11 protein-coding genes and 1 tRNA gene are annotated in these 16,734 nt (G+C 32.3%); 3 read left to right on the forward strand and 9 right to left on the reverse strand.

Annotated elements, in window-relative coordinates; genetic code table 11:
• Window positions 1-14 precede the first annotated feature (14 nt).
• A tRNA-Ile gene (locus CIGNP109_RS00880) sits at window positions 15-91 on the forward strand.
• Between the two features lie 230 nt (window positions 92-321).
• Here the strand turns inward: CIGNP109_RS00880 and CIGNP109_RS00885 are convergent.
• From CIGNP109_RS00885 to CIGNP109_RS00920, 8 genes are all read right to left on the reverse strand, one after another.
• Entirely contained in the window at window positions 322-3,177 is a 2,856-nt protein-coding gene (locus tag CIGNP109_RS00885; RefSeq protein WP_086227844.1) for a DEAD/DEAH box helicase family protein, read from the reverse strand.
• Between the two features lie 9 nt (window positions 3,178-3,186).
• Window positions 3,187-3,819: a hypothetical protein gene (locus CIGNP109_RS00890; RefSeq protein WP_141081038.1), complete on the reverse strand. Its 633-nt coding sequence runs from the start codon at window positions 3,817-3,819 to the stop codon at window positions 3,187-3,189.
• A complete protein-coding gene (locus CIGNP109_RS00895; protein ID WP_086227846.1) occupies window positions 3,819-4,829 on the reverse strand; it encodes an AAA family ATPase in 1,011 nt (336 codons plus the stop codon). The genes CIGNP109_RS00890 and CIGNP109_RS00895 overlap by 1 nt, the downstream gene beginning before the upstream one ends.
• Window positions 4,822-5,940, reverse strand: coding sequence for a DUF262 domain-containing protein (locus CIGNP109_RS00900; RefSeq protein WP_086227847.1), 1,119 nt, complete (start codon window positions 5,938-5,940; stop codon window positions 4,822-4,824). Before CIGNP109_RS00900 ends, CIGNP109_RS00895 begins: the two co-directional genes overlap by 8 nt.
• A gap of 35 nt (window positions 5,941-5,975) precedes the next feature.
• Window positions 5,976-7,244 (reverse strand): restriction endonuclease subunit S, encoded by a 1,269-nt coding sequence (locus CIGNP109_RS00905; protein WP_086227848.1) that lies wholly within the window; start codon window positions 7,242-7,244, stop codon window positions 5,976-5,978.
• Window positions 7,234-7,995 carry a hypothetical protein gene (locus CIGNP109_RS00910; protein WP_086227849.1) on the reverse strand — a complete coding sequence of 254 codons (762 nt, stop codon included), beginning with the start codon at window positions 7,993-7,995 and terminating at the stop codon, window positions 7,234-7,236. The genes CIGNP109_RS00905 and CIGNP109_RS00910 overlap by 11 nt, the downstream gene beginning before the upstream one ends.
• 131 nt (window positions 7,996-8,126) lie before the next feature.
• On the reverse strand, window positions 8,127-10,112 hold the full coding sequence (locus tag CIGNP109_RS00915; protein WP_086227850.1) for a type I restriction-modification system subunit M: 1,986 nt from the start codon (window positions 10,110-10,112) through the stop codon (window positions 8,127-8,129).
• Between the two features lie 215 nt (window positions 10,113-10,327).
• Window positions 10,328-11,545 (reverse strand): ammonium transporter, encoded by a 1,218-nt coding sequence (locus tag CIGNP109_RS00920; protein WP_086227851.1) that lies wholly within the window; start codon window positions 11,543-11,545, stop codon window positions 10,328-10,330.
• Between the two features lie 236 nt (window positions 11,546-11,781).
• Between CIGNP109_RS00920 and CIGNP109_RS00925 the strand changes: the two genes are divergently transcribed.
• Together CIGNP109_RS00925 and CIGNP109_RS00930 are read left to right on the forward strand one after the other, a co-directional pair.
• Complete coding sequence (locus CIGNP109_RS00925) at window positions 11,782-13,359, forward strand: flagellin B (protein ID WP_086227852.1); 1,578 nt, start codon at window positions 11,782-11,784, stop codon at window positions 13,357-13,359.
• 224 nt (window positions 13,360-13,583) lie between these two features.
• On the forward strand, window positions 13,584-14,756 hold the full coding sequence (locus CIGNP109_RS00930; RefSeq protein WP_086227853.1) for a UDP-N-acetylglucosamine 4,6-dehydratase: 1,173 nt from the start codon (window positions 13,584-13,586) through the stop codon (window positions 14,754-14,756).
• A 282-nt stretch (window positions 14,757-15,038) separates the two neighbouring features.
• On the opposite strand, the gene CIGNP109_RS00935 is transcribed toward CIGNP109_RS00930, so the two are convergent.
• A complete protein-coding gene (locus tag CIGNP109_RS00935; RefSeq protein ID WP_086227854.1) occupies window positions 15,039-16,586 on the reverse strand; it encodes a flagellin B in 1,548 nt (515 codons plus the stop codon).
• Window positions 16,587-16,734: the final 148 nt, after the last annotated feature.

Consider the following 16,734-nt stretch of genomic DNA (forward strand, 5'->3'; position numbering starts at 1 on the left):
CTCTTATTTCAAGTGGGTTTATAGCTCAGTTGGTTAGAGCATCCGGCTCATAACCGGATGGTCCCAGGTTCGAGTCCTGGTAAACCCACCACTTAAATTTCTTTTTTAAATTTTTAATATCTTTTTAATTTTTTTAAATTTTCTTTAATTTTTAAAATCTCTTTTTATAATGCTTTAAATACTTTAAACGCTGATTTTAAGGTCGTTTCTCTCTTAAAATCAAATTCAAATAGCTTTTCTAATGCTATTTAACCCAAATTTCATAACCGCAAAGCAAGGCTAAGAGCCGATGAAAGTCGGCTATTTATGCCAAATTTTCACCTATCTTTTTTCTAAAATATCATAAATATTATCTCTAAATGGTATGAAAATTTCATTTATATAGGTTTGATTATTTAATAGTTGGCCGTATAAAGCACCAAATTGCGTATCATTATAATTATCTGTTAAAATATCATTTAATTCATCATTATAAAGTTTTGTAAAATCATCTTTATTATTATTTTTTGCTCCGCTTTGTAGCTTGGCGCTATTTAGTAGTTTCTCAGAGATATTTATAATAGCTTGAATTTGCGAGTTTTCTTCCATATTTAGACTAAGATTATCATTAATTTTTTTTACAATTATTGAGAGCATTTCTAGCTTGCTAGAATCAATTGTAATTGAGCCAAAGGGGCTTATCTCCATCACTGGATCTGGTTTTATACTCTCTTTTGTGTGTGTTTGGTTTTTTAGTACTTGAACATTTATCACGCCTATATCTATATCTATATTTTCGCTACTTCTATTTTCATTTGTAAGCTGTTTGAGCAAAATTTCTATAAAAATATATCTATTTTTTAGCTTATCGCTAGAAATATCACCAAAAATGATTTTCAAATGTAAAAAGATCTTTTTGTAGTTTGTAAGCAACCCTTTAAACTCTATTTTATGCTTATCATCTAAATTATTTATCTGTGTTATTGCTTTTGTGAAATATGGCCTTATCATCTTTTGAGTATTATCATCTATATTAGAAGTAGCATCTGCTACTATCTTTTCTTCAAGTGGCATTAAGATATTATATCCATCTATTTTTGCGTTGATATCAAGTAAATCAGCCATATCAATGCCATCTTTTAGCATAGTTTGCGTATAATAGGGCGCAAAACTACTAATGATATCATCAAATTTATTTACAAAATCAAGCACAAAAGTAGTTTTATGCGGAAATTCTGGGCAAATTCTATTTAGTCTTGATAGTGTTTGGACGGCGGTTATTCCGCTAAGGGCTTTGATAACATACATTATACAAAGCTTATTTTGGTCAAATCCTGTTTGGTATTTATTTGCGACAAAAAGCACCCTTCGCTCATCTTTATTAAATTCACTAGGCAAAGATGCTTCGCTTATGCCATTTATCCCACTTTCGCTATACTCCACTCCGCCAACTTCTTTTTGACCGCTAAAAGCTATTAAAGGTTTAAAATCATATCTCCCCACGCAATACTCACAAAAAGCTTGATAATATCTTATCACGCTTTCTATATCCTCGCACACTACCATAGCTTTAGCCTTGCTGTTTAGCATATCGCTACCGATATTAGCAAAATGCTCAGCTATCACAGCTACACGGCTTTTTATGATATCGGTATTATGTTTGATTATATCTCTTATTTTGCGTTTTGCTTGGTTTTGTTCCACCTCTTTATCGCTGCTTTTTAATACTATATTATAAAGAGTGTTATATGTTGTATAGTTATCAAGTACATTTAGTATATATCCTTCTTCTATCGCTTGTTTCATAGAGTATAGATGAAAAGGTACAAAAAGGCCTTTTGTAACCTCTCTACCAAATATTTGTAAAGTACTTTTCTTTGGTGTAGCTGTAAAGCCAAAAAGGCTTATATTCTTTGGTTTATTCTTTGCGCCAAATTCAGCACTAAGAGTATCTATCAAAGCCTCCATATTATACCCGCTGGTGCTAGAGTGCGCTTCATCTATTATCACGGCGCATTTGGTGTCAAAATTTTTTAATTCATCTTTGATATAAGAGAATTTTTGGATTGTAGAAATTATGATTTTTACACTATTTTTTATAGCATCTTTTAGATCTTTTGAACTATTTTCATCGCCAAGAGCTTTTATAAATCCTTCTTGATGCTCGATCTTGTTTATCTCATTTTGCAGTTGTCTATCTACTACTATTCTATCAGTTACGATTATCACGCTTTCATATCTTACAGAGCCATCTTTATACAAAGATGCTAGCATATATGCTAGCCAAGCTATGCTTTTAGTCTTGCCAGATCCTGCGCTATGCTGGATTAAGTAGTTTTTATACTCTGAATTTTTCAAAATATCGCTTTTTACTTTATGTACTAGATCCATCTGGTGATAGCGTGGGAAAATCATAACTCCCTTATCATCAAATATAAAATTTTTAATCAAATCAATTATATTATCTTTTACCAATACCTCTTCCCATAGATACCATACATTGCTTATTTTGTCCACTGCCTCATCATTTCCAGCCCCTGTCTCACTGCCACTTCCTTTGCCTTTATTAAAGGCTAGAAATTTAGTTTTGGATTTTTCTAGCTTTGTAGTCATATAGCACTCATACAGATCCAAAGCAAAAAACACAATCGCACCAAGCCTATTATCAAATAGCCTATTTTGCGGGTTTCTATCCTCTTTATACTGCTTTATAGCATCTTTATAATCCTGCCCTGAATAATTGCTTTTAAGCTCCATACAAGCAAACGCCACACCATTGACAAAAACCACTAAATCCACACGCTCTTTATTCTCATTATCGGCATTTACTTCTTGCATTATTGTGATTTTATTTTTTTCATATTTCTGGGCTAAATCAGCATTAAAACCAGAGCTTTCTTTATTATAAACTAGCTCTAAGTTTGTATTATTTATCATTACGCCATTTTTTAAGCACTCTAGAATTCCATTTTTGATTATATAGTCATTGATTTTAGAGATTATCTCATCATCCTTTAGCCCAAGCGAGTTAAGCTCCTTTTCTTGAGTGGATTTTAAAAACTCTAGCAGTATCTCTTTATCCATTGCTAAATTTTTATCATAGTACTTTGCGCTTCGCTCTACAACTCCATTTTTAGCAAATTCTTTTATTATATCAGCTTGATATTGTCTTTTTTCATCATATATAGTTTTAGCCATTTTTGTCCTTTAAATTTCCCTAATTATATAAGTAAAATCTTTACTTGTATCAAAAAGATAATCAATTCCGCTTGTTAAAATAATCTCCAATTTATCTTCTACTATTATATATCTATCATGATTATTTGTGTAATTTTTATGTGTTTTATCTACTTTGCCTATTTTAAGCTCTCTTTGTTGGTCTTCAGGTAAAAAAATATCGCAAGATATACAGCATTCTTTTTGAAGTTTAGTTAAATTTGGTTTTAAATTCGGTTTTGTCAAAAATTTATCATAAATAAAAATAGATTTCGCATCTTTAAACAGTGCTTTAAAATGCTCTATAGCTTTATTTCTTTGCTCACCTGCCTTAAAAGTTGCGCTTAGATTATTTTCTATTCTATCCCTAAAAATATTCACATTTGGAAATTGATCATTATCATCACAGAGAATTAATCGGAATTTCGGTATTTTATTAAGAAGTGGTAAAAACCTACTCATATCAAATGAAGCAATTTCTTTGCTAGCATTATTAAGCTGTTCTTTTGTAAAAATAAACTCACCTTTAAAATAACACAAAAGAGCTTCAATACATCGCAAATCAAATTCGCATTGATTTCTAAATTTAAGATATTCTAATGCTAATTTATCGCTCAAACGCATTACAAAAGCTCCCATAATTCAGCAGAATTAGCATCAAAAAATCCACTTGGATACTTCCTTAAATTACCATTATCATCTACAAATTTACCACTATTTTCTACATTTATCTTTTCAAAATCACTATTTTGATTCGCTTTATAATAAATTACTATATCACTAGAATCAAAATTTTTCTTACACACTTCATAGCAAGCGCTATTTATTATATGTTCTGAATGGGTTTCTAAGATAACTTGAACACCATTTTTAGCCAAAAATATAAAAAATTTAGCCATATTTGAAATAGCTTTTGGGTGTAAGTGAATCTCTGGATTTTCTACGATAAAAATATCGCCCTTTTTACAATTAAGCCCCATTATTAAAATTCTCAAAGCATAGCTAATTCCAGTTCCTACATTAAAAGGTGAAAGCTCTTTATCAATATTTCTAAAATAATATTTTATCTCAACAAAATTTTCATTTATTTTATTTGTTTGTACATCAAAATCAAGTTCAAAAATTTCTTTACACCAACGCCAAAGCTGACCTTTTAAGCTCTCATCATCTTTAAATCTGATAATCCCTGCTTTTTCTTGCCAATGTTTATCGAAATATCCAAAAGCATATTCACCTTTTACGCCAAACTTTTCGTAATAATGATAACTCGATAAATCTTCTGCTCCTGTGCGATTTGCACTAATAAAAAATAAATTTTCTTCAAATTTTAACTCTTTTGAGCAATAAATTTTATTGTTTTCATCGCCTTCATTTATTTTATAAACTTCCCCATTTAGCTCTATATCAATGCTATCTTTTTTGATAAAGATATTTCTAACAATGCTAAATTTATCAAAGTTTCTTGTCAATTCTTGAAGCGAACGGCTGGTTTTATTGTCTAATGTAAGCAATATAGCGTGTAAAATAGATGATTTGCCAGATGAGTTAGTCCCTGTCAAAATCACCAAAGGCTTAAACTCAAAACTTTGCTCTTTTATGCTTTTAAAATTTGAAATTTTTAATTCTTTAATCATTAAGCAACCTTTCCATAGAGTCAAATCTAAATTTTATATTATCTACAGAATCAATACCATAAGTAATTCTCTCTGGCTTATCAAATTCATCTTTTTTAAACTTTTCTAGCCTTTGGATATCTACCGCCACGCCTTTTTCAAGCGCTAAAACAAAAAGATAAACAACACTTTCAAATAGAAGCATATTTAAAGGTCGTTTTTTATTGTTTTTATTTTCAAACCTAAATAGCTCATCTGAGCCATTTTTTGCTATATTTTCCATGGCTTTTTTAAATTTATTTTTTAAATCATCTAAATTTAGCTCTTTTTCTTTATTATTTATCTCCTTCATCGCATTAGCAAGGATTTCATCAATGCTGCCTTCAATTTTGGTTTCTATTTTTTCTTGCCTAATTAGATAAAATACTATAAATCTTAATATCAAATATCTATCTTTCATTGTCTTTATAGCATTTTCTTTAAGATTAGTTGCTTTTTTGAAGTTTTCATCACGGCTTAATTCATTAATAAGCTTAGTGCTAGCACCTTGATAGAGTGCATTTCTCATCTCTTGGTGATTTAGCTGTGTTCCGCCACGATTTAATCTATCAAAAAGATTAAATTTAATATCTTCATTTGTGGGCGGTAATAGGGCGTAAATTTCTAGTTGATAATCCTCAAAGCTATTTTGAAGCAATGGTTCTAATTCGCTAAATTTTTTACCATTTAATTCGCTTAAAATTGTTAGTTTTGAAAGTTTTAATTCATCTTTGTAAAATTGCCTAATAGCATGCAGTCTTTGTCTGCCATCTACTACTTGTCTCATACCGCTACTTGTCTGAAATAGATAAAACACAGGCAATGGAATTCCTATCAAAATACTTTCTATCAGCTCTGATTTTTGTTTGTCATCCCATCTATCATCATCTCTTTGAAACTTTGGGTCTAGCTCTATTAGTCCACGCTTAGGGTTATCAAGTTTTCTATTAATCTCAAAAATACTTATTCTTTCTTTGCTAATACGCAAAGTTTCTTTATAATCCTTTTTTAAATTCTCTGCTAGTGTATTTAAGCTTTCTTCGCCTTCAAAGCCTTCAAATTCTTCATTTTTATTACCTACTTCATTATTCATTCTAACTCCTTTTGATTTTTGAAATTATAGCAAATTTAAATCTCTTTTTTGCCCGTTACACACTCGTAGATTAGAGATTTTTTATACTCTTTTAGTGCGGTAATCTGCTTGGTGTAATTCTCATTTAATCTATCTATTTTTTCGCACTTTTTATCTAAAAATTCAGCTATTTCTTTTTGCTCATTGAGTGGGGGTAGGGGAAATTTTATATTTTCAAAATTTGAATTTGTTAATTGATTTATTGTAGAAGTTACAAAATTACTTAAATGATATGAAAAAATATTTGAGTTTAAAACATAAAACATAAATTTTGAGATTTTAGAACGATAAATCAGCATAAAAGCACCAAAAGTAGCTTTAATATCTATATCAATAAGTGCATTTTTGCCTATTAAATTTCTACTACCATTTCTAGAACAAATTAAAATATCATTATTTTTAACCATTAAATTATTTTTTACGCTACAAGATACATAAACATTATCATGAAATACAAGTTTGCTATTTTGGACATTCGATGAACGCAAAACTAGAATTCCACTTTCATCTGTCAAATCACTTGGCGAATAAGTCAAACCATTTCTAGCTGTGCCGTGATACTTTATTTTTGAAATCTCCCAATGTTTTGGGATTTGACCTATCCAAGGGATCCCGCTATCTTTGAATTCTATATTTTTAGGATTTAGCCCTTTGGTTACACACTCGCTTATGAGTGATTTTTTATACTCTTTTAAGCTCTTAATTTTTCTCTCTAAATTGCTTAATCTTTTGTCAATTATCTCGCACTTTTTATCCAAAAATTCAGCTATTTCTTTTTGCTCATTGAGTGGGGGTAAAGGAATTTTTAAATTCATAAATTCATCGGTTCCAAGCGTAAAACGAATATTTTTAGAATATTGTTTAAATTTTCTATTGACAAAAACAAAATCAAAAAAATATCCTGCGTATTTAAAATTTAAATTCTCTTTTGGATTAAAAATTTTATAAGCTGGTGAAATAATTCCACTATATTTTGAAATACCAGAAAAAACAGCTGAAACATCAAGATCAAAAAGACACATTACAATATCATCTTTTTTTACAATTTGATAAGTTTCAAAGCTATCAGGCACTTTGCCTTTTTGATCACTTTCTACAATTATTTTAATACCATTTTTTGTAAGTGATAAAATATCAAAATTTTTAAATTTACTGCCTACAATTTCTTTTTTATGCGTAAAAACATATTTATTGCGTATTACTTCCCAATGTTTTGGAATTTGACCTATCCAAGCAATCCCGCTGTCTTTAAAATTAGTATTCATATTTTAATTTTATCCCATATTCTAAATTTGATATTCCATTAAAAGCATCTTTAAGATTAAAATCAAGCCTTAAAAGCAAAATTTCTATATTTGTCATAATTGACTTTGCTTTTCCTTTTGGCGGTCTGTTGTGAAATATATTATTTCTTTCTTTTCTAATGCGAGAAAATGTACTTAAAAGGTGGTCTTTTGTGCCAAATCTTGGTAAAATTTGATTTTTGTATTGTTTTTCACCAGCGAAAATAGGCTGAAAAATTGCCCAGTTATTATATATAACATTTTCTAAATCGCCTAATGTAAATAAATCAAGCACTTCAAAACTATTTGCTGTTTTTAAAAAATCTTCATTTAACTTATTTATTTTTACTATATGATTTACTTTTTTAATAAGCCATAAATTTGAGCAATTTATAAACCAATCATCTTTTAAATTAGGGTTTGAGCTGTAATTTTGCGATAAAATAAAAGCCATTTTTGAGCGAAGTGCTGTTTCAAAAATATGAATAATCAAAAATAATGCGTGATGAGCTTTAATGCGTTTATTATAAATATCAATAACCAAATCAAAAATATTTTTACTATTTCCATGGTTTTTTATGAAAATTCCAGCTTCTTTAGCACTACCTAGTAAATATTCATTATGTAATAAAAAAATTGATTTTTCTAACTTGTTAAAGCCTTCTAAATTTGAGCTTTCATCAAAGCCAATATTTTCACATAGTTTTTTATATGTTTGTGTTTTTAAATACAATTTTTATCCTTTTTATAAACTTATAAGAAAAAATACTATATAGTTCACTCAGTTTAGGGATCAAATCACCATGACTTAGGTGAATACTCGCAAGAGATGGTACCCTAAACTCTTTTATATTATTTCTTTTATCACTCATCAAAAATACCACTTTCAAGCTCAATTGCTTCTTTTTCTAGGTTTTTGAATTCTAGTTTTATCTCATCAGTGCTTTTAGGGCTTTGGTATTTGTAGAAATAGCGAGTAAATGGAATTTCGGCACCGATTTTGCCCTCATCAAAGGCTTTTGCTAGTGGCAAATGTGGCAAGACTTCGTTTTTCATGTATTCATCGATGTTAGCGTTAATGTTGATTATCTCGCTATCACGGTTATCTTTATCGTAGATAATCTCGCCTTTTTTATCTCTTTGAATTTGTGCTTCATCGTCATCACGGCTAAATATTTTGGCTATTTTGTCTAGTGTTTTGGTATCTTTGATATCTAAAATTTGCTTTAAAAAGCTGATAAATTCATCTTTGTTTAGATATTTTTTACCATCTTTATGGTTATTTAATTTGCTTATTATCACACTAGCAAGCTCTTTGGCCTCTTTTTGTTTGCTTAGCTCTTTTTGCTCTTTTTGGGTTAGTTCATCTTTGTTTTCTAATTCTGTTATTTTGGTGTCATTATAAAAGGCAGATTTCAAGCTTTCTAGGCTCTCATCTGTGATGGTATAGCTCTTTTGAAGTGGGGTCATTATGGTGTATTCTTTATAGATAAATTCGCTATTATTATAGATTTTACAATGCTCACTCTCTTTAAAATCTTTGTAAATTTGGGTAATTTGTGCTATATTTTGCTCGTTTAGCTCGTTTCTTTTATTGCCCATTGATTTTCTAAGCTTTATATAGAAGCTACTAGCGTCGATTAGTGCTAGTTTGCCTTTTCTTTCATTTGGCTTGGATTTGCGTAGTATCCATATATAAGTAGCGATTCCAGTGTTATAAAAAAGTTCTGTTGGCAAGGCGATAATGCTATCTATATAGTCATTTTCTAGTAGATAGCGGCGAATTTGACTCTCGCCTGAGGTGGTATCGCCGCTAAATAGCGGAGAGCCATTTTGGATGATGGCGATTTTGCCATTATCTTTGACCTTTTCTAGGGCTGATTGTAAAAAGAGAAGTTGCGCATCGCTTTTGGCTGGTAGTCCTGCCAAAAAGCGAGATTTGCTCTCATAGGCTAGTTTTACAGCGTCTTCTACACCATCTTTTGCTTTTTCTCCACCCCATGAAGTGCCAAATGGTGGATTTTCGATAATAAAATCAAATTTTTCATTTGGGAATTCATTGTTTTTTAGAGTATCTGTTTTTAAAATATTTTTTTCATTTTGCCCTTTTATGAGTATATCGGCTTTACAGATAGCGTAGCTCTCGCCGTTGATCTCTTGGCCGTATAGATAAATTTGTGCTTTATTGTTTTGCGCTTTTAGCTTTTCATTTGCTATGCTTAGCATTCCGCCTGTTCCACAAGCTTGATCTAGGACTGAAATTACTTTATTATCGCCTTGTATATCGACACCAAAAAGCAAAATATCTACCATTAAAGCGATGATATCACGACCTGTATAGTGATCTCCGGCTTCTGCATTTTCGCTAAATTTGCGGATTAGCTCTTCAAATATATAGCCCATTGTGTGATTTGGGACGATTTTGGGATCTAAGTCAAGTTCGCTAAAAGCTTTGATGATGCTAAAAAGGCAGTTTTCTTTACTCATTTTGTCTATCTGTTTTTGGAATTCTAGATTTTCAAATATCTCTTTGATATTGTCGCTAAAACCATCTATATAATTTTTCAAATTTGCTTTTATGTTGTTTTGGTCATTTCTAAGCTCTTTTAGATCAAATTTGCTTGTGTTATAAAATTTATATCCGCTTAAGTTTTTTAGCACTTGTGCTGGGCAGTTTTTTTCGCTATTATACTTTTCTAGCACTTTGTTTTTGGTATCAGCTAAGGCGCACTCAAATCTGCGTAAAATAACCATTGGGATAATCACATCTTTATATTTATCACTGGTGTAGGCTCCACGGAGCTTATCAGCTATATTCCAAATAAAATTTACCTCTTTGCTAATATCCATATTTTGCCCTTTGAATTTTTGATTATTGTCAAATATTATAGCATAAATTAATATATTATTAACAAGAATTGTAAAATAGCTCAAATAATGATAATTTACTGGTATTATAAAATCGATATAATTTGATTTAAGAATTTTGGAATTTAATTTCGCAGATTTAGTGGGCTCAAATACCATTAATCTGCGAATTTCATAGTATGAAGATAGTTTAAACTTTATCTTTTATAAGCGCTCTCGCCGTGTAGGCTAGCATCTAGACCCAGGCTCTCATGCTCACTATCTACACGAAGCGGGGTAAAATATGATATAACCTTAAATATCACAAAGCTAATAATAGCCGAAATCCCAAAGCAAACCACAACCCCCATAATCTGCTCTAAAAGCAAATGCGGATTAAAGCTTACAAATAATCCTTCAAATTCAATACTAGGATTTATCTCTTTAGTAGCAAATAGCCCCACACACAAAGCGCCCCATATACCGCCAAATCCATGTAATGAAAAGGCGTCTAATGAGTCATCTAGTTTGAGTTTGTATTTGATAACTATCAACCCCCAAAAACAGACAATAGCTGTGCTAGCGCCGATTATTATACTAGCTGCTATGCCTACATATCCGCAACCTGGTGTGATACCTACAAGTCCAGCTACTAAGCCACTTAAAGAGCCTAATATACTAGGTTTTTGTCTATTTAGAATTTCCATACATATCCAAGCTATATATCCGCTAGAAGCTGAAATAATAGTAACTATAAAGGCATTTACGGCGATTTCATCTACCTTTCCAGCGCTACCTGAGTTAAATCCTAACCAACCTATAAATAGCAAAATACCACCTAAAAAGGCATAAGGTATAGAGTGAGCTTGCTCACTGATATGTGCTATCTCTTTTCTAGCACCAACCATCAAAACGCCGATTAACCCAGCTGTCCCCGCACTGATATGAACGACACCGCCACCAGCGAAATCTAGCCCACCACGAGTTAGTAAAAATCCTTGCTCATCCCAGATCATATGAGCCAAAATAGCATAGACCAAAATACTCCAAAAGATCAAAAATATCGCTAAAACACTAAGCTTTACACGCCCAACAAGCGATCCTGTGATAACGGCACTTGCTATTAGGGCAAACATCATTTGGTATATCACATTTAGAAGTTGCGGGACTCCATTAGCATTTACACCATTAACGCCATTTAAAAAAGCAGCCGAAAGATCACCTATAATACCAAGGTAGTCACCCTCATAAGCTAATGAAAAGCCAACAAATATCCAAGTAAATGATACTAATCCAAAGACTATGAAACAATTCATTATAGTATTTAATGCATTTTTAGCTTGAACTAGTCCAGAATAAAACATTGCTAGTGATGGAGTCATTAGCAAAACCAATAGCGAACAAAGCATTATAAATAGGGTGTTTATCGCATCCATTTATACTCCTTTTTTAAAAAATATTTGGCATAATATCAAAAACTCTATAAAAATTTACTTAATTAAGAAATTTTTAATATAAATTTTATGAGATAATTTAAAATTTACTCTAAATTCAATTTTGATTTTCATATATTTGGGTATAAAAATTTAAATTTTTGACAAATTTCAAATTTTGGAACACACATTGCTTATACCCCATCGAACTTTTAATTTTTTAAGAAAAGGACTTAAAGATGAGTTTTAGAATTAACACAAACGTAGCAGCCTTAAATGCGCATGCTAACTCTGTAGTAAATGATAGAGCACTTACTGGCTCTCTTGGTCGCCTTAGCTCAGGCCTTAGAATTCAAACAGCAGCTGATGATGCTTCTGGTATGGCTATTGCTGATAGTCTTCGCTCTCAAGCTAACTCCCTAGGTCAAGCCGTTGCTAACGCTAATGATGCTGTAGGTATCATTCAAACTGCAGATAAAGCTATGGATGAACAGATTAAAATACTTGATACCATTAAAACCAAAGCTATTCAAGCAGCACAAGATGGTCAAAATGCTGATTCTAGAAGAGCACTTCAAAATGATATTAGCAGACTTCTTGAAGAACTAGATATGATAGCTACTACTACAAGCTTTAATGGCCAACAACTACTAAATGGAAATTTTTCAAACAAAAACTTCCAAATTGGTGCTTATAGCAATGAAACAGCTAAAGTAAGCATAGGTGCTACAAACTCAAATACTATTGGGCATACTAGGTTTGAGACTACAAATAATGCAAGATATTCATCATTTAGTACAATTTCCAATGTGAGTGCTAGTGTAAAACTTAGCGGAATTGATGGATATCCTAATGGCTATGAATTTGAAAAACTTGATTATAAGATTTTTAGAACTGAAGGCTATAAAGCAATAGCTGAGATGATGAATGGTGTAAGTGATAAAACTGGCGTAAGAGCAAAAGTTAATAATACTCAAATCTTTAGCAATACCATATCAGCTGGTTCTATTAAAGGCTTAATTATTAATGGTATAACTATTGGAAATATCACTACAAAAACAAATGATAGCGATAATGTTTTAATTGGTGCAATCAACGCTAAAAAAGATGAAACCGGAGTAGAGGCTAGTTTGCAAAATGGAAAACTAGTTTTAGCTAGTAAAGATGGTAGGGCTATTAGATTAAATATTTTATCTGGTGCAAGCTTTATGGGTGGATATACTGCTGGTACAAGCGCTCTTTATTCTACATCTGGTGGTGCGTTATTATTGGGCCAAATAACATTTATCCGCCAAGATGCTAGAGATATTAAAATTGGCTTGCAAGGTGGTCTATCTGCTATTAGCGGTATGTCTGCAGCTCCTATTAGTGAGGCAGTATCTGCTTCGGCTACATATAATGCTGCTAGCGTAAATTTAAAATATATGAACTCAGGAACAATTAGTGCAGCTATTGCTAAAGCAATGGGGTATTTTGATGGCGGAGCCTCTAATGCTGGTCAGTTGACAGACCAAAATGGCGGTGTAAATACTTATGGTGGTGCTCAGGCTATGGTTGATGTAGCTGAATCAGCTAGAAAAACTCTAGATAGGATCAGAGCTGACCTAGGTTCAGTACAAAACCAATTAATAGCTACACTAAATAACATCACAGTTACTCAAGTAAATGTAAAATCAGCCGAAAGCCAAATTCGTGATGTAGACTTTGCTAGTGAGAGTGCAAACTTCTCTAAATATAACATTCTAGCCCAAAGCGGAAGCTACGCTATGAGTCAGGCAAATGCTGTACAGCAAAATGTCTTAAAACTACTACAATAAGTTAGTTTTAGTAATATACATTTCATTGCTATGCAATGATAAAAGTCTCTTAACTCTACTCACGGTGTGCGGTCGTTCGTAGAGTGATTTAATCAACTCGCACTTTTAAAACTCATTAAACTTTACAAGTCCTTTTTACCTCTGGGAAACCAGAGGTAAAAGAGTATTAAATTTACTAAATTCAGCTATAAGTTGGTAAAATATAATCAAAAAAAGAGTATAAAATGATTGATGTTTTAAATCTTATAGGTAGGAGTGAGTCGCTATTTGATAGTGATATGGCTAGACTTAAAGATGAATTAAATGAGCGTATTTCTAGTTCTAAATTTTTAGTAGTTGGTGGCGCTGGTAGTATCGGCTCAGCGGTAGTAAAAGAGATATTTGCTAGAGAGCCAATGCGTCTTGATGTAGTTGATATTAGTGAAAATAACTTAGTAGAGTTAGTGCGTGATATTAGAAGTAGTTATGGTTATATACAAGGTGAGTTTGCTACCTATGCTATAGATGCTGGATCGCAGATATTTGCTGATTTTATGGATTCTAAAGAGTATGATTATGTGCTAAATTTAAGCGCTTTAAAGCATGTAAGAAGCGAAAAGGATCCATATACATTAATGCGACTAATTCAAACAAATATATTCAATAGTGATGAATTGATGAAACGCTCAAAAAGATATTTCACTGTTAGTAGCGATAAAGCGGCCAATCCTGCTAATATGATGGGGGCTAGTAAACGAATTATGGAGATGTTTGCATTTTACAGATCAAATTTAACACCAGTAAGTATGGCTAGATTTGCAAATGTCGCCTTTAGCGATGGAAGCTTATTACACGGATTTGAACAACGAATCAAAAAGCTCCAGCCAATTGTAGCACCAAATGATGTTCGTAGATATTTTATAACACCTAAGGAATCTGGCGAATTATGTTTATTAAGTGCGATATTTGGAGAAAATAGAGAGATTTTCTTTCCAAAGCTAGATGAGAAGCTAAATTTGATAAAATTCAGTGATATAGCGGTGCGTTATCTACATTCTAAAGGCTATGAGCCATATATATGCAAAAATGAAGATGAGGCTAGAGCAAAGGCTGCTCAACTAGCGCAAAATGGACAATGGGCGTGCCTATTTGGTAGTAGCGATACAACTGGCGAGAAAGATTATGAGGAGTTTTACACAGATAATGAGCAGTTAGATATGGAGCGGTTTGCTAGTATTGGCGTGATAGAGAATGAGCCGGTGATAAATGGGGCAGGTCTAAATACATTTGAGGCAAATATAAAATCAATGATAGCAGATGGAAAATTTGATAAAGATGCGATAATGGCGGAATTTATGCAAGTTTTACCTGAGTTTAATCACATAGAAAAAGGGAGATATCTAGATGCAAAAATGTAAATATAGCAAACTACTATGCGAAGAGATAGTAAGATTTATCAAAAATGAATACAATAGTAAAAAATTCTTCTACACTCTCCAAGGCTTCTAGGTAGAGATGGAGTATCTATGGCAGTGTATTGATACTGGATATGTATCGAGCATAGGTGAATTGGAATGGTCTGTGAGATTGATGAGATAGCACAAAGCTGATAGGATTGCAAATATCCCTAGTAGTGTGATTAATTAAATTTATATAAAAGATTACTACGCCTTGTGTTTAGGCGTAGTACTAAAACTAACTTATTGTAGCAGCTTTAAGACATTTTGCTGTACAGCATTTGCCTGACTCATAGCGTAGCTTCCGCTTTGGGCTAGAATGTTATATTTAGAGAAGTTTGCACTCTCACTAGCAAAGTCTACATCACGAATTTGGCTTTCAGCTGATTTTACATTTACTTGAGTAACTGTGATGTTATTTAGCGTAGCTATTAATTGGTTTTGTACTGAACCTAGGTCAGCTCTTAGCCTGTCTAGAGTTTTTCTAGCTGCTTCAGCTACATCTATCATAGCTTGAGCACCTGCATATGTGTTAACTCCTCCAGCTTGAGCTGTTCCAGTAGATGCTTCGCCACCTCTAAAAAAGCCCATTGCGTTAGCCGTATCTGAAACAATTGTTCCTGCGTTCATATATTTTAAATTTACTGAAGCTTGAGCATAACCAGTTGATGCATTAGCAGCGGTTATCATAGCGTCACCAGCAGTAAAACCAGATACTAAGGATATACCACCTAAACCAACTTTAATATCTCTAGCATCTTGGCGAATAAATGTGATTTGACCTAAATAAACCGTACCAGCCGAATGCGCATCTCCAGCTAATGAAGCACCCGTTTTAGCACCAAATACAGTATTAGCACCAGTAGATGTTGAACCAAGCCTAATAGCTCTACCATCTTTAGCAGCTAAAACTAGTCTACCATTTTCTAGGCTTGCTTCTACTCCGGTTTCATCTTTTTTAGCGTTGATTGCACCGATTAGAGCATTGTCGCTATCATTAGCTTTTACGGTAATATTACCGATTTTTACACCATTAATCATAAAATCTTTAATTGTACCAGCAACAATTGCTTGGCCAAATATTTGCGTATTATTAACTTCAGCTCTTATACCAGTTTTATCGCTTACGCCATTCATCATTTCAGCTACAGCTTTTAAACCATCTGTTTGTAATGTTTTTGCGCTAATAGTTTGAAATACATAACCACCCGGATATCCATCGATTCCGCTAAGTTTTACAACTGCATCTGCCATTTGAGAAATATTAGAAGCTACCACATTTTTTAGNGTATTTGAGTTTGTAGCACCTATGCTTACTTTTGCAGTTTCATTACTATAAGCACCTATTTGGAAGTTTTTATTTGAAAAATTTCCATTTAGTAGTTGTTGGCCATTAAAGCTTGTAGTAGTAGCTATCATATCTAGTTCTTCAAGAAGTCTGCTAATATCATTTTGAAGTGCTCTTCTAGAATCAGCATTTTGACCATCTTGAGCTGCTTGGATAGCTTTGGTTTTAATAGTATCAAGTATTTTAATCTGTTCATCCATAGCTTTATCAGCAGTTTGGATGATACCTACAGCATCATTACCATTAGATATGGCTTGACCTAGGGAGTTAGCTTGAGAGCGAAGACTATCAGCTATCGCCATACCAGAAGCATCATCAGCTGCTGTTTGAATTCTAAGCCCTGAGCTAAGGCGACCAAGAGAGCCAGTAAGTGCTCTATCATTTACTACAGAGTTAGCATGCGCATTTAAGGCTGCTACATTTGTGTTGATTCTAAAACCCATTATAAGTCCTTTTATAGAAATATTATTAAGTTATAAAAGCCCTAAGCAAATGGTGTTCCAAAGTTTTGGTAGAAGTTTATAATAAAAGATATTTTATAAGTTGTAATAAATTTTAATAGATTATCAAAATTTAAATCAATCTTGATAT

This window comes from Campylobacter sp. P0109, assembly GCF_002138755.1.
In the GTDB taxonomy this organism is placed as follows: domain Bacteria; phylum Campylobacterota; class Campylobacteria; order Campylobacterales; family Campylobacteraceae; genus Campylobacter; species Campylobacter devanensis.